Annotated in this window: 13 protein-coding genes; 9 read left to right on the top strand and 4 right to left on the bottom strand. The window is 59.3% G+C overall.

Translation table 11 applies throughout. The features are described 5' to 3' along the window. Positions 1–135: 135 nt before the first annotated feature. From BBB56_RS02200 to BBB56_RS02180, 5 genes are all read left to right on the top strand, one after another. Positions 136–504: a helix-turn-helix domain-containing protein gene (locus BBB56_RS02200; RefSeq protein WP_123798362.1), complete on the top strand. Its 369-nt coding sequence runs from the start codon at positions 136–138 to the stop codon at positions 502–504. A gap of 66 nt (positions 505–570) precedes the next feature. Beyond that, on the top strand, positions 571–1,461 hold the full coding sequence (locus BBB56_RS02195; RefSeq protein ID WP_123798360.1) for a LysR family transcriptional regulator: 891 nt from the start codon (positions 571–573) through the stop codon (positions 1,459–1,461). A 108-nt stretch (positions 1,462–1,569) separates the two neighbouring features. Next, positions 1,570–2,766 carry an MFS transporter gene (locus BBB56_RS02190; RefSeq protein WP_123798358.1) on the top strand — a complete coding sequence of 399 codons (1,197 nt, stop codon included), beginning with the start codon at positions 1,570–1,572 and terminating at the stop codon, positions 2,764–2,766. 98 nt (positions 2,767–2,864) lie between these two features. Continuing rightward, positions 2,865–3,362: a helix-turn-helix domain-containing protein gene (locus BBB56_RS02185; RefSeq protein WP_123798356.1), complete on the top strand. Its 498-nt coding sequence runs from the start codon at positions 2,865–2,867 to the stop codon at positions 3,360–3,362. Between the two features lie 7 nt (positions 3,363–3,369). Continuing rightward, a complete protein-coding gene (locus BBB56_RS02180) occupies positions 3,370–3,801 on the top strand; it encodes a hypothetical protein (protein ID WP_233592973.1) in 432 nt (143 codons plus the stop codon). A gap of 109 nt (positions 3,802–3,910) precedes the next feature. Here the strand turns inward: BBB56_RS02180 and BBB56_RS02175 are convergent, their stop codons facing one another. Both BBB56_RS02175 and BBB56_RS02170 read right to left on the bottom strand, forming a co-directional pair. Continuing rightward, positions 3,911–6,301, bottom strand: coding sequence for a glucose/quinate/shikimate family membrane-bound PQQ-dependent dehydrogenase (locus tag BBB56_RS02175; RefSeq protein ID WP_123798354.1), 2,391 nt, complete (start codon positions 6,299–6,301; stop codon positions 3,911–3,913). Between the two features lie 280 nt (positions 6,302–6,581). Continuing rightward, on the bottom strand, positions 6,582–7,169 hold the full coding sequence (locus BBB56_RS02170) for a hypothetical protein (protein ID WP_233592972.1): 588 nt from the start codon (positions 7,167–7,169) through the stop codon (positions 6,582–6,584). A gap of 389 nt (positions 7,170–7,558) precedes the next feature. Between BBB56_RS02170 and BBB56_RS02165 the strand changes: the two genes are divergently transcribed. Next, positions 7,559–8,797, top strand: a complete 1,239-nt coding sequence (locus BBB56_RS02165; protein ID WP_123798352.1) for an MFS transporter — start codon at positions 7,559–7,561, stop codon at positions 8,795–8,797. 17 nt (positions 8,798–8,814) lie between these two features. Continuing rightward, the gene (locus BBB56_RS02160) at positions 8,815–9,669 is read left to right on the top strand and encodes a glucosamine kinase nucleotide-binding domain-containing protein (RefSeq protein WP_123798350.1); all 855 of its coding nucleotides are present in this window, start codon (positions 8,815–8,817) and stop codon (positions 9,667–9,669) included. 18 nt (positions 9,670–9,687) lie between these two features. On the opposite strand, the gene BBB56_RS02155 is transcribed toward BBB56_RS02160, so the two are convergent. After that, positions 9,688–10,764 carry a tartrate dehydrogenase gene (locus BBB56_RS02155; RefSeq protein ID WP_123798348.1) on the bottom strand — a complete coding sequence of 359 codons (1,077 nt, stop codon included), beginning with the start codon at positions 10,762–10,764 and terminating at the stop codon, positions 9,688–9,690. Positions 10,765–10,850: 86 nt separating this feature from the next. On the opposite strand from BBB56_RS02155, the gene BBB56_RS02150 reads away from it, so the two are divergent. Both BBB56_RS02150 and BBB56_RS02145 read left to right on the top strand, forming a co-directional pair. Beyond that, the gene (locus tag BBB56_RS02150; RefSeq protein WP_123798346.1) at positions 10,851–11,768 is read left to right on the top strand and encodes a LysR family transcriptional regulator; all 918 of its coding nucleotides are present in this window, start codon (positions 10,851–10,853) and stop codon (positions 11,766–11,768) included. Between the two features lie 125 nt (positions 11,769–11,893). Next, positions 11,894–12,979 carry a YncE family protein gene (locus BBB56_RS02145; RefSeq protein WP_123798344.1) on the top strand — a complete coding sequence of 362 codons (1,086 nt, stop codon included), beginning with the start codon at positions 11,894–11,896 and terminating at the stop codon, positions 12,977–12,979. A gap of 129 nt (positions 12,980–13,108) precedes the next feature. Here the strand turns inward: BBB56_RS02145 and BBB56_RS02140 are convergent, their stop codons facing one another. Next, a complete protein-coding gene (locus BBB56_RS02140) occupies positions 13,109–13,402 on the bottom strand; it encodes a DUF1330 domain-containing protein (protein ID WP_123798342.1) in 294 nt (97 codons plus the stop codon). Positions 13,403–13,406: the final 4 nt, after the last annotated feature.

Below are 13,406 nucleotides of genomic sequence, written 5' to 3'. Positions count from 1 at the left end.
ACAGAATTAACTTTGCCGCACGCCGTCCCGCGCGGCGCGTCAGGCTAATTCTGCGCTAATTTTCCGCTAATTAAGGGATAAATTTTCCGCGCTAAAGTGGCTGCACTGAACATCATGCCGTATCAGGAGGAAGCCATGAATCAGCGTGAATTTATTCGTAGTTTGCTGGAGTGGATTGAGAGCAACTTAGGTCAGGATCTGCATCTGGACGAGGTGTCGCGCCGTTCAGGTTATTCCCGCTGGCACCTGCAACGTCTGTTTCGTCAGCATACCGGCTTTTCGCTGGCGGAATATATTCGTCAGCGCCGCCTGACGGAGTCCGCGCTGTTGCTGCTTAACAGCAACGAGGCCATTTTGCAGGTGGCGATGAACTACGGGTTCGACACCCAGCAGGCCTACACCCGCACCTTTAAAAATTATTTTCGCGTCACCCCAGGCCAGCTGCGCCGACAGCGGCGCGTCGAGCCGGACCGGCTGCTGTTTCCGCTGGCGATGGCGAGCTGAAAACAAACAGATGTCACGGATGGCTGAATTGTTTAGTCTGCTTTTTTACAGCAGACAACGACAATCATGGATAACAGCGAAAACTTAACGGCGATGATGCTGTTCGCCCGCGTGGTGGAGTGTCAGAGCTTTAGCGAGGCCGCGCGCGCGCTCGGCCTGTCAAAATCCCACGTCAGCCGGGAGATCGCCCGGCTTGAAGTCCGGCTAGGATTTAAGCTGTTGCAGCGCACCACGCGCAAAATGGCGCTGACCGAGCTTGGGCTGGCCTACTATCCCTTCTGCACGCGCATGCTGGCTGAGATGCATCGCGCCGACGCCTTTGTCCAGCAGCTGCATCAGCATGTGGCGGGCAACGTACGGTTGCAGGCGCCCGTGACCTACGGCTGCCAGTGCGTAGCGCCCGCGCTTAACGCCTTTCTGCGTCGCCATATCCATATCAACGTCGATCTCGATCTGACCGATCGCGGCAGCGAGACGCTGGATGAACAGGTCGATGTCGCCATCGTTATTCGCGCTCGCGCGCCGCAGGGCGACCAGGTGCGGATGCTGGGCAATATCGACTGGGGACTCTACGCCGCGCCAGACTACCTGGCCCAGCGCGCGCCCATCGTTCATCCCGATATGCTGCCGCGCCACGATCTGCTGATGTTTCACGGCCCGGCGCACACCGCCGCGCTGCCGTTTCGCCGCGATAAGCAGCGGCTGGTAGTCGACGTGCGCAGTCGTTTTCGCGCTAATAACAGTATGGCGCTGCTCAACGCCGCGCAGGCGGGCAGCGGCATTGCCTATCTGCCTTCTTACATGGCGCAGGCGGCGCTGGCGCGCGGCGAGATTGTTCAACTGCTGGCGGAGTGGCAGATGGATCGTCTGCAAAGCTATCTGCTGCTGAAAGAGGCGCAGCCGGGCGCGCCCGTCACGCTGCTGGGCGATGCGCTGATCGCCGCGCTCGGCGGCTGATTGTTGCTGGCAGACAACAAAAGGCGGTCCCAGGCAATTATCGCGCCATGACTGTTGTTCGGGCGTCAACATCGTTAGCCTGAACGCACACTAACGATGGGGACCGCTATGGAACAGATCGCCGCGCCAGATGCGCAAATCTGGAAACGTAATTTATGGGTATGCGTGTTGGGTTCGTTCAGCACCATTGTCGCGATGACGCTGCTGCTGCCTTTTCTGCCGCTCTATGTGCAGCAGCTTGGCGTCACGGAACCGGCAGCCATTGCGCGCTGGTCCGGACTGGCCTACGGCGCGACCTTCCTGAGCGCGGCGCTGACCGCGCCGCTGTGGGGACGGCTGGCGGATCGCTATGGCCGTAAGCTGATGCTGATCCGCGCCAGCCTCGGCATGGCCATCGCGATGGCGCTGATCGGGATGGCGACCGCGCCCTGGCAGCTGGTGGCGCTGCGGCTGCTGGCCGGTCTGCTCGGCGGTTACGCCTCCGGCTCTACCATTCTGGTGGCGTCGCAAACGCCGAAAGCGCAAACCGGCTGGGCGCTTGGCGTGCTGTCGTCCGGGATTATGGCGGGTAATGTTGTCGGCCCGCTGCTCGGCGGCGTGCTGCCGCCGCTTATCGGCATTCGTCATACTTTCTGGCTGACTGGCGGCGTTATTTTTCTCGCCTTCCTGGCAACGACCTTTCTGCTGCAAGAGCAGCCGCGGCAGCCTGCGGCGCAAGCGCGTACGGACGGGGAGTCCGGCGCGGTGAATCACCGCGTGGTCAGGCTGATGTGGCTGTCCGGCATGCTGTTGATTTTCGCCAATATGTCGATTGAACCCATTATCACGCTCTATGTCGGGCAGTTTGTGCAGGGCCAGCAGGCGACAACCGTGATGGCCGGACTGGTGATGGCCGCCGCTGCGCTGGGCAGCATTCTCTCTGCGCCGCGTCTGGGCAAACTGGCTGACCGCATCGGCCACTGGCGCGTGCTGAGCGCCGGATTACTGGCGTGCGCGCTGCTGCTTATTCCCCAGGCGTTTATCAGCGCCGCGTGGCAGCTGGTGGCGCTGCGTTTTCTGATGGGCATGGCGCTGGGCGGACTGCTGCCGTGCGTCACGGCCATTATTCGCCACAGCGTGCCGGAAGGGCAGGTTGGCCGGATGCTCGGCTATTCCACCTCCGCGCAGTATATCGGTCAGGTCAGCGGTCCGCTGACGGGCGGTTTTGTGGCTGGCGCCTTCGGCATGCAGCCGGTGTTTTTGCTGACGGCGGCGGTAATGCTGTTGTGTGGCGCAGTAAACTGGCAGCAAAGCCGGCGTTATTAATTTTAATCATTATCCTGCTGGCTGGTGAACTGATACTGCATGCCATAATTAACATGGAATCCTGAGAAGCTCCCGTGAATGTTAACCGGGAGTAACCTATGAATATCCAGGAACAGATAGCGAAAAAATTAGTTGAGGCGCGCGTCGAGGCGGGCCTGAGCGCGGTCGCCGTTGCCGATGCCATCGGTGTCGTGCGGCAAACCTACGGTAAATTCGAGCAGGCGCAGAGCGGCTGGGCCTATGAAGAAACGGTATTGCGGCTGAAAAATATCTATCGCGTCTCTTTCGTCTGTATGCTTGACCGCCTGAGCAAGTGCCGGTTGATTTCACAAAAAAATTCAGCCTGGCTGTGGGCAATCGTCCAGCGTGAAGGCTGGAATAAATATGAACCCAGCCCGATAACTGAGGCGCTGAGTTATAAAAGCCGGTTAAAAGTACTGTCACGCAAGGCATGGGAAGCCGGAGCGGCCTCTGAATCTTTCCTGTCAGATCTACTGGAACTCAACAGACAGGAATTAAGCGTACTGCTGAATAAATGGTACGCCGAACAGGAGGCTGGCCAGGATGCCATTTCAATGCCCCAGGTGCGTAATTGATACCAATGTGCTTGCGGATTTTCATGAGTGTGGCTGCTTAGCGCTAATCTGGCAGCTGTTTCCGGGCGGGGTGTGGATCGACCCTTATGTCTGCGAAGAACTCAAGGCGAAGTACTCGCTTGACGTTCAGCATGCGCTGGCGCATTTGCAGTTGCCCTACACCTTCACCAATGATTACGAACCCCAGCACTACGCTGAAATGCAGGAGATCAAAACGCGCAGACGCGCGCTTAAACATGCTGATATTAGCTGTGTCATACAGGCGCGCTTGCAGCAGGCGACCTGTCTGTCTGCTGATAATGCCGTCTGTAAAACCTGCCAGGAACGAGGGATAAAAGTCTCGCAACATGGCGGTATTCTGGAAGAGGCGGTGAACCGCAACCTGATTAGCAAAGCGCAGGCGCGGCTTTTTTTCAGGCCTTTCTCGACCTCGGCCTGACAATGAAACCCTCCGTGCGCGACGCGCTGTTGGATAAGTTTTCCTGAGGCAAAAAAAATGCCGGTCACCCAGGGCGACCGGCATTCGGTATGCGACTTAACTTAAGTCGTTATTTTTCGTCCGGCAGCGCATAGGCGATAACGTAGTCGCCCAGTTTAGTACCAAAGGAACCGTGACCGCCTGCGGCGATGACAATGTACTGCTTGCCGTTCGCTTCGTAGGTCATCGGAGTCGCCTGGCCGCCCGCTGGCAGGCGCGCCTGCCACAGCTGCTCGCCGGTTTCGGTGCTGAAGGCGCGCAGGTAGTTATCTGCGGTCGCGCCGATAAAGAACACTTTACCCGCCGTTGCAATAGGACCGCCGAGCATCGGCATACCCATCTTGAACGGCAGCGGAACCGGCGCGCTGTCGCGCGTGGTGCCGATACGTTTCTTCCAGACGACTTCGTTGGTCTTCAGGTCAACGGCAGAGACGTAGCCCCAGGCCGGTTGCTTACACGGCAGACCGAAAGGAGACAGGAACGGATTCAGCTCCACGCCGAACGGCACGCCATACTGCGGCTGAATACCGGTTTCGGTACCAGAACCGCCGCTTGCGCCTTCAGGCGGCTCGATCGGGTTGCCCGGACCGCGCGGCACCAGTTTAGAGACAAACGGCAGCGCCATCGGGTTAGCAATCGCGATCTGACGATGCGGATCAACAGCAATACCACCCCACTCGAACATGCCCAGGTTACCTGGGAACACCAGCGTGCCCTGCTCAGACGGCGGCGTGAACGGACCTTCATAGCGCAGACGCTTGAAGATCACGCGGCACACCAGCTGGTCATACAGGGTCGCGCCCCACATGTCCTTGTCCGTGAGGTTCTGCTTCGGACGGAAGGTCAGCTCAGAGTAAGGCTGAGTCGCGGCAACGTGGTCGCCTTTCGCCGCACCCTGTGGAACCGGGGTTTCTGGCGCAGGGACGACTGGCTTGCCGGTACGGCGATCCAGCACAAAGATGTTACCGGTTTTCGCCGGCGCGTAGATCACCGGAACCGTGTTGCCGTCTTTGTCGGTAATATCAGCCAGCGTCGGCTGTGATGGCAGGTCCATATCCCACAGATCGTGATGCACGGTCTGATAAGACCACACCAGCTTACCGGTGGTCGCGTTCAGAGCCAGTACGCTGCTCGCGTAGCGCTCCTGCTCCGGCGTGCGGTTGCCGCCCCAGATGTCCGGCGTAGACACGCCCATCGGCAGGTAAACGATGTCCAGTTTCGGATCGTAGACCGCCGGCGCCCAGGAGTTCGGCGAGTTCATGGTGAAGGTGTGTTCGTCCGCCGGAATCGCGTTAGGATCTTTCGCGCCCGGATCGAAGACCCACAGCAGTTTACCGGTATTGACGTCAAAGCCGCGGATGGCGCCTGACGGCTCGCGGGTTGAGTAGTTATCGGTAACCGCGCCCGCAATCACGATGGTGGTGTCGGTAATCACCGGCGGAGAGGTCGGCTCATACTGACCCGGCGTGGTGACCGGCTGTTTGTGTTGCAGATCCAGTTCGCCATTGTTGCCGAAAGACGGGCAGCGCTCGCCGGTTTCCGCGTCCAGGGCAAACAGACGGCCATCATTGACCGGCAGGTAGATGCGACGTGAGCAAAGCGCTGGCTGAGCATTAGCGGCGTCAGCGGCGGCAGGCACTTCGTGATAAGACACGCCGCGGCAGGTCACATGCTGGAAGGTCGGATTCGGCTTCAGGCCAGGATCGAATTTCCACTTCTGCTTACCGGTAGTGGCGTCCAGCGCAAACAGAATCTGATGCGGAGAACAGAGATAGAGCGTGTCGCGGATTTTGATCGGCGTCACTTCGTCGGTGATTTCACCCGGATCGTTCGGCGTTTTCAGGTCGCCGGTCTGGAACTGCCAGGCAACCTGAAGGTTCTTCACGTTCTCCTGGTTGATCTGCTTCAGCGGCGAGAAGCGCGTGCCCTGCTGGTCGCGCGCATAGGCTGGCCAGTCGGCATCGTCGATAGCGCTCAGCGGCTGTGCCTGAGGGGCGTTCTGCGCGGTTTCCGGCAGCTTGCCGTTCACCGTTTGCGGATCGTTGAATACCGCATATGCCAGCACCAGCGCGCTGGCGAGCAGCGCCACCGCCATGGTGCCCAGCGCGGCTTTGCTGCCCGCGTTTACGCGACGGTAAACAAACGGCAGGATCAGCCAGACGCCGAAGATCACCAGCACGTCGGTACGCGGCGCAAGCGCCCAGAAGTCAGTGCCGACTTCCCATACGCCCCAAATCAGGGTGCCAATCAGCAGCAGCGCATAGAGAACCAGCGCGGTGCTTTTGCGACGTGACAGCAGATAAGCGGTGATAAGCATAACCACACCGCCGATAACGTAATACCAGGAACCTCCAATGGCGGCTAACCAGCCACCGCCAATCAGCATAAACGCGCCCGTCAGGAATGCGAACAGTACCGTCAGGAAACGAATTACGCCAAAAGATGAGGAATTTTTCCCCATAGTGTCGACCTCGTTTTTTTGCCATAAAAACACAGAAAACAACAAGTTATGCTGTCTTCACGTCATAAAGTACGTAGAAAGCAGGTGTTCAATGCCGCTCTTCCTGTGAGCCTCGCTGTCCATGTGAGTTAAATTTTATAGTAAAAACGTTAAGAAGTTTGTTTTTTTTAGCGCTTTGCTCTTAAGCGCGTAAATAGCACAACATTTTATGAGGTTTACGCTGCGTTATGGCGCAAAGCCTGCGCTCATAACGTCAGCGTTTGGTTTTTTCCGCGGAGATTTACCCCAGCCGATGATCTGCGCGGCACTGCTGCCAGCCGGATATATTGAGGGCGGTCATCACTCCGGCGGGTGGAGCAGGCTGAGTGCTGCGAACTATAACCTTAATATCTCTTTCAGCAAATGAAGATAATAAAAACGGGAAGGTGAATTTTTGATAATTAGTGTTAAAGAAATCCTCGTTTAGCATGATGCCTGAGAAGGGAAAGGCTTCAATCAGCTGCCAGTCTGCGCCGGGCGGAGCAAAATCCAGCAGCCAGAAGCTGAAAACATTTGTTATTTCAAGTAAAGCGAGCCGGCATTCTTTAAAAACGGCATAGTTAATGGCCAGTCGAACATGCGCTTCCTGCCAGAATGAATATTGTTCCGGCGCGGCGATGATTTGTTTAACTTGTTGCAGATTGAGGGGAATAATCATTAAGGCTGCTTCATTTGCATAGTAATTTATCCAGGCAATTATGTCAGCGTTATTATTGATCTCTTCCACATCATCCCGAAGGTACGGCTTTGAATAATAAAAGCCCAGCAGAGTCCCTGACGGGCTATAAATATTTTCAGTAACATATGGATTGTACAAGCTATTTTCCATGCATCTCTGGTTAAAAGAAAAGTCGGACAAAATTAAAAAAGGGTCTTGAGGTAACGCTCAGGTTACGGCTGGACTCAATATAAAACGGAAATATTAAAGGCGTCACTCTTTTTATGCACCGTGCCGCAGGGTAATTAACAGGTGTTGGTAATGTGTTTTTTATAAATTACTGGACCTGATTCCTGTTTTCTGGAAATAAAGATTCAGATAATAGTCAGTAATTAACCCGCCTCTCTGCGCTGAGTCCAGTTTACCCGCTAAAGCACTTCCCGCCGTTGTCAGGCAGCAAGAAATCAAGCAGGCTGTGCTGCCTGTCCGCCTGAACGGACAGATAAAAAGAGAGGTTCGCGCCACGACGTGAACCAGCACGTTAATTAACGGGATACACTATGGATTCTATGGCATCGGCAGCGGACGAGTCGCTGTTAAAACACCGGGCGTTTGTCGCGTTCTGGCTGGCCCGCACCTGCTCATCGTTTGGCTTTCAAATGTTTTCAGTCGCCATCAGCTGGCAGATTTACGCCCTGACCAACAGCGCTATGGCGCTGGGCATGATTGGACTGATGCAGTTTTTACCCTCGGTGCTGCTGGCGCTGCCCGCCGGGCATCTGGCCGATCAGTTCGATCGCCGCCGCATCGTGCTGCTGGGGCAGTTCATCGAGTGCGCCGCGCTGGCGGCGCTGGTGTTGTTAACCCTGTTTAACTGGGCAGGGAAAATTGAAATCTGGGGGCTGGTGTTTTTAATCTCCGTCGCCAAAGCGCTGGAGTGGCCAGCCATTACCTCTATGCTGCCTTCGCTGGTGCCGCCCGGCATTCTGGCGCGGGCGATGGCCTCTACCTCGGTCGGCAGCCAGGCGGCGGTCATTGTCGGCCCAACGCTTGGCGGACTGCTCTACGTTGCCGGACCGCAGGTGGTCTACGGCGTGTCCGCCGCTTTCTATCTGCTGTCGCTCTGTCTGGTCGCCTGGTTGCGCTACGAGCGGCCGCCGCAGGCGCGGTTGCCGATGACGCTGTCAACGCTGTTTGCCGGGGTGCGCTTTATTCGCGAACGTAAAGACGTGCTCGGCGTTATCTCGCTGGATCTCTTTGCCGTACTGCTTGGCGGCGCGACGGCGCTGCTGCCGATTTTCGCCCAGGATATTCTGCACACCGGTCCCTGGGGACTGGGCCTGCTGCGCGGCGCGCCGTCGGTGGGCGCGCTGCTGGTGGGGCTGTGGCTCAGCCGCAACAAGCTGGAAAAGCATGTCGGCATGATTATGTTCGGCTCGGTGGCCGGTTTTGGCGTCGCCACCCTGGTCTTCGCGCTCTCTACTCAGCTCTGGCTCTCTTTGCTGGCGCTGGCCGCGCTGGGCGGCTTCGATATGGTGAGCATGGTGATTCGAGGCTCGCTGGTGCAGCTCGATACGCCCGATGATATGCGCGGTCGCGTCAACGCGGTAAACGCCATCTTTATTAACACCTCGAACCAGCTCGGCGAGTTTGAGTCGGGCATGCTGGCCGCCTGGTTTGGGGCGGTACCCGCCGCCGCCATTGGCGGGATCGGCACGCTGGTGGTGGTCGGGCTGTGGATGGCGCTGTTTCCGCATTTACGCCGGCGTCAGAAACTGGAAAATGAGCCGCAACCTTAGGCGGCGTGGAACGGCATATGACTTCTTCTTATTACCTCGGACTGGACGGCGGCGGCACGCGCTGCCGCGCGCGGCTCGTTGACGCGCAGGGCGCGATGCTGGCGCAGGCCGAAGGCGGCCCGGCCAATGTCTTCGCTAACTGTGAAGCGGCTATCGGCGTGCTTGAGGCGCTTATCGCGCAGGTCGCGAATGAGGCGCAGATAGCGGCCACGCAGATACATATTGTTGCCGGGCTGGCGGGGGCCAATGTGCCGTCGGTTCAGCGACGTCTTGCCGACTGGCATCCGGCCTGCGCCTCCCTGCGCGTGGTGACAGACGTCGAGATCGCCTGCGTGGGCGCGCACGGCGGCGCGCCCGGCGCGGTGTTTATCGTGGGCACCGGCAGTCAGGGCGCATGCTGGGATGGTGAAAATTTCACACTGCTCGGCGGCTGGGGCTTTGCGCTTTCTGACCTGGGTTCCGGCGCGATTCTGGGGCAGCGCGCGCTGCGGCTGGCGCTGCTGGCGCATGAAGCGGTCGTGCCGGACTCTCCCCTGACGCAGCGCCTGATGCGGCGGTTCGCCGACAGCGCGGAAACCCTGCTGCTCTGGTCGCAGCAGGCGACCACGGCGGACTGGGGCAGCGTGGTGCCAGAGGTGTTTGCCGCCGCGCAGCAGGGCGACGTTCACGCGCTGACGCTGGTGCGGCAGACCGCCGAAGAGATTAGGCTGATGACGCAGCCGCTGCTGGCGCGCCAGCCCGGCAGGCTGGCGCTAATGGGCGGGCTGGCGCAGCCCATCGCCCCCTATCTGGCGGAAGCGCTGCAACGCGCGCTGACGCCGCCGCAGGGGGACGCGCTGAGCGGCGCGCTGGCGCTGGCTCGCCGCGCCTGACGCGGCGGTCGGCTGGCTTCAGGCGCTGAGCGCGGCGGCTATCGCCGCGCCCAGCGCTTCTGTGGACGCCTGTCCGCCGAGGTCGCGCGTCAGACATTCTCCCTGCGCCAGCGTGCGTTCGATGGCGTCAAGCACCGCCTCGCCCGCCGCCTGATAACCCAGATGCTCCAGCATCATTGCGCCGCACCAGATCTGCCCGATGGGATTAGCGATGCCTTTCCCGGCGATGTCAGGCGCGGAGCCGTGTACCGGCTCAAACAGGCTGGGGAAGGTGCGATCCGGATTGATGTTGGCCGAAGGGGCGATGCCGATGGTGCCGGTGCAGGCCGGACCCAGATCGGAAAGGATGTCGCCGAACAGGTTGCTGGCCACCACCACGTCGAACCAGTCAGGGTGCAGCACAAAGTTAGCGGTCAGAATATCGATGTGGTATTTATCGACCCTGACGTCGGGATAGCGTTCGCCCATCGCCTCTACGCGTTGATCCCAGTAGGGCATGGTAATGGCGATGCCGTTGGATTTGGTGGCGGACGTCAGATGTTTTTTCGGCCGGCTGCTGGCCAGCTCATAGGCGAATTTCAGGATGCGATCGACGCCGGTGCGCGTCATCACCGTTTCCTGGATTACCACTTCGCGGTCGGTGCCAGGGAACATGGTGCCGCCGACGCTGGAGTATTCGCCTTCGGTGTTTTCGCGCACCACGTAAAAGTCGATGTCGCCAGGCTGACGGTTCGCCAGCGGCGCCTTCACCCCTGGCATCAGGCGCACCGGACGCAGGTTAACGTACTGATCGAACTCGCGGCGGAACTGGAGCAGCGATCCCCACAGCGAGACGTGATCCGGCACGATCTCCGGCCAGCCCACGGCGCCGAAGTAGATGGCATCGAAGCTTTTCAGCTGCGCGAACCAGTCATCGGGCAGCATCTTACCGTGCTGCTGCCAGTACTCGGCGCTGGCGAAATCAAACCACTCCCAGCGCAGCGCGATACCAAACTTTTCTGCCGCCGCGTTCATTACGCGAATGCCTTCCGGCATCACCTCTTTGCCGATACCGTCGCCGGCAATCACAGCGATACGATGGGTTTTTTGCGTCACAGGGCACCTCACAGGGTTGATGTTCGAATTGTTAGCGCAGTATAACTTTGCATCACCGGGAAATAATTAGCCTGAAACGCAAGCCAATGTTGAATCAAAGTAGAGAATCCCGTACCTCGACCGACGATCTCGCCTTCTTTGTGCGTATCGCCTCCCTGGGCAGCCTGACGGCGGCGGCGCGCGATCTCGGCCTGTCGCTGGCGGCGGTGAGTAAGCGGCTCAGCATGCTGGAGCGGCGGCTCGGCGTGCAGCTGCTGAAGCGCACCACGCGACGTCTGGAGCTGACGGCGGAAGGGCGACGCTACCTGGAAGGCGCGCGTCCGCTGCTCGATCAGCTGGCGGCGCTGGAGGAGGCGGTCAGCGGCCAGACGCAGGCACTGCGCGGCACCCTGACGATCAACGCCTCATTCGGCTTTGGCCGACGCCACGTCGCGCCCTGCGTCTCGGCGTTTGCCGCCCTGCATCCTGAAGTGGCGATTTCGCTCCAGCTCAGCAGTCAGCCGCTTAATTTTCTCGACGCCAGCGTCGATATTGACGTGCGCGTCGGCGAGCCGCCGGATTCGCGGCTGGTGGCGCGTCGGCTGCGCGCCAACCCGCGGGTGCTCTGCTGTTCGCCCGCCTATGCGGCGCGCTGCGGCCTGCCCGCCACTGTCCCTGCGCTGGCGCAGCACAACTGCATTTTGCTGCGCCAGCATGAGGGCGACTTTACGCTATGGCGCCTTGTGCGGGACGGCGAAAGCGTCAGCCAGAAGGTGCGCGGCACGCTGCTCACCAACGACGGTGAAGTGGCGATGCGTATGGCGCTGGACGGCCACGGCATCTTGCTGCGGTCGTGGTGGGATGCGCAGCACGCCATCGCGCGCGGCGAACTGCTGCGCGTGCTGCCGGAGTGGCAGGCGCCTGACGGCGATATTTTCGCGGTCTGGCAGGCGCAGCGTCAGCTGCCGACGCGCATTATGGCCTTTGTCGATTTTTTGCAGGCGCAGCTACAGCGGGAAGCGTAAACGCGGCGGCAAGGGGCTAACATTTACACAATGCGTGATAATGCGTATGATTCTCATTCTTTTTAAACGCTGACCGCTGCGGCTGAGCCAGGCGGAGGCGATTTATTTTCTACATGGAGTCATGCATGAAATCTCCTTTCAGCCCGCGTAAAGCCGCGCTTGCTCTGGCGGTTATGGCCGCGTTCGGCCTGACCGCCTGTCAGGCGCCGGTAAAAAAAGCCGACGCCCCGACGGCTGCCGCGCAGCCCGCCGCCTCTCAGGTAAAGCAGCGTGAACTCGGCTTCGGCCTGTATGAGATGGCGTATGCGCCTGGCGCGAAAGCGCTCTATGTCGCCAGCGCGGATGCCTTTAAAGATGTCAGCGGCGGCGTGATCTATCGCCTCGACCCCGCCACGCTGGCGACCACCGGCAAGGGCTATACCGATCTGAAAAACTTTGGCATGACCATGAACAGCGATGGCAGCGTGCTCTATGTGACCAACTCGCTGGACGGCGGCGTGTCGAAGATCGATCCGGTAAAAGGAAAAGTTCTTGCCCGCACCCTGTTCAGCGAACGCAACGAGAAGGGGTTTCCGTTCGGCGCGCGTGAGATCTTCCTGCATGACGGCCTGCTCTATATCGGCGGCGTCGGCGATCCGGGCGTGATCTGGGTGGTGGACGAGGAGACCATGAAGCTGAAAACGCGCATTAAAAACGCGGGCAAGTGGGTCACGGGCATTATCTACTCACCGGTTACCGATCGACTTTACGCCGCGAACGGCGGCGGCGAGATCCTGGTGATCAATCCGCGCAGCCATAAGATCGAGAAGCGCTTAACCGCAGGCGACGGCAAAGAGTATCTGCTGCTGAATATGGCGGAAGATCCGGCCACCGGCCGTCTGTTTGTCACCGATAACTCGAAAGCGAAGACCACGCTGGTGTTTGACGAGCGTACCGGCAAGGTGATCAAGCGGATCGACGGCGATGCGCTGGGCATTAAGTTCAACGCCGCGCGCAATGAGATCTATATCAGCCAGCGTGAATCGCAGAAAGTATTGCAGCTTGACGCCACCACATATGCGGTGAAAAACAGCTGGTCGTTTGACGGGCATCCTAATAGCCTGCTGGTCACGCCGGATGGTCAGACGCTGTACGTCACGATTAAGCAGGGGTTCAACAAGGATCACAGCAGCAAGGGACCGGATAGCGTGGCGCGCATCGCGCTGAATTAAGGCGAACTTTCCTTTGGTTTTAGTTATGGCGGCACAGAGTGTGAAACGCGGGCCATGCAACCCGCGTCAGCACGCCGCCAGATTTTAAAAAGACGCCTTCCGGCGTCCTTTTTTACTGCTCAGCTTCTGTTATTGCTCTACGCCCTGCACCAGCACCACGCGGTACTCCGCGCCTTTCAGGCGATGGGCCTTCGCTTCCTGATACTCCGGGCTGTCATACCAGCCGTGCGCCGCTTCGACGGTAGGAAACTCCAGCACCACCACGCCGTCCGCTTCCGGCCCTTCCAGCGTCTCCAGCTGACCGTAAAACGCCAGCGGCTTAATGGGGTGATCGCCGCGCGCGTTACCGGCTTTCTCGCCGTAAATCGCGAACTCTTCGGGATTGGTAATTTTGTCGCGAATAAAAATCACATATGCGCTCATTGTC

Origin of the sequence: Candidatus Pantoea deserta (genome assembly GCF_003813865.1) — a bacterium.
Taxonomy (GTDB): domain Bacteria; phylum Pseudomonadota; class Gammaproteobacteria; order Enterobacterales; family Enterobacteriaceae; genus Pantoea; species Pantoea deserta.
The sequence above is the reverse complement of the archived record's forward strand: the minus strand, read 5'-3'. Positions and strand labels throughout refer to the sequence as shown.

What these genes read in the sequence shown, in the direction of transcription:
- BBB56_RS02200 (WP_123798362.1), top strand. Translation starts at nt 136, where the DNA reads ATGAATCAGCGTGAATTTATTCGTAGTTTGCTGGAGTGGATTGAGAGC.
- BBB56_RS02195 (WP_123798360.1), top strand. Translation starts at nt 571, where the DNA reads ATGGATAACAGCGAAAACTTAACGGCGATGATGCTGTTCGCCCGCGTG.
- BBB56_RS02190 (WP_123798358.1), top strand. Translation starts at nt 1,570, where the DNA reads ATGGAACAGATCGCCGCGCCAGATGCGCAAATCTGGAAACGTAATTTA.
- BBB56_RS02185 (WP_123798356.1), top strand. Translation starts at nt 2,865, where the DNA reads ATGAATATCCAGGAACAGATAGCGAAAAAATTAGTTGAGGCGCGCGTC.
- BBB56_RS02175 (WP_123798354.1), bottom strand. Translation starts at nt 6,301, where the DNA reads ATGGGGAAAAATTCCTCATCTTTTGGCGTAATTCGTTTCCTGACGGTA.
- BBB56_RS02170 (WP_233592972.1), bottom strand. Translation starts at nt 7,169, where the DNA reads ATGGAAAATAGCTTGTACAATCCATATGTTACTGAAAATATTTATAGC.
- BBB56_RS02165 (WP_123798352.1), top strand. Translation starts at nt 7,559, where the DNA reads ATGGATTCTATGGCATCGGCAGCGGACGAGTCGCTGTTAAAACACCGG.
- BBB56_RS02160 (WP_123798350.1), top strand. Translation starts at nt 8,815, where the DNA reads ATGACTTCTTCTTATTACCTCGGACTGGACGGCGGCGGCACGCGCTGC.
- BBB56_RS02150 (WP_123798346.1), top strand. Translation starts at nt 10,851, where the DNA reads ATGTTGAATCAAAGTAGAGAATCCCGTACCTCGACCGACGATCTCGCC.
- BBB56_RS02145 (WP_123798344.1), top strand. Translation starts at nt 11,894, where the DNA reads ATGAAATCTCCTTTCAGCCCGCGTAAAGCCGCGCTTGCTCTGGCGGTT.
- BBB56_RS02140 (WP_123798342.1), bottom strand. Translation starts at nt 13,402, where the DNA reads ATGAGCGCATATGTGATTTTTATTCGCGACAAAATTACCAATCCCGAA.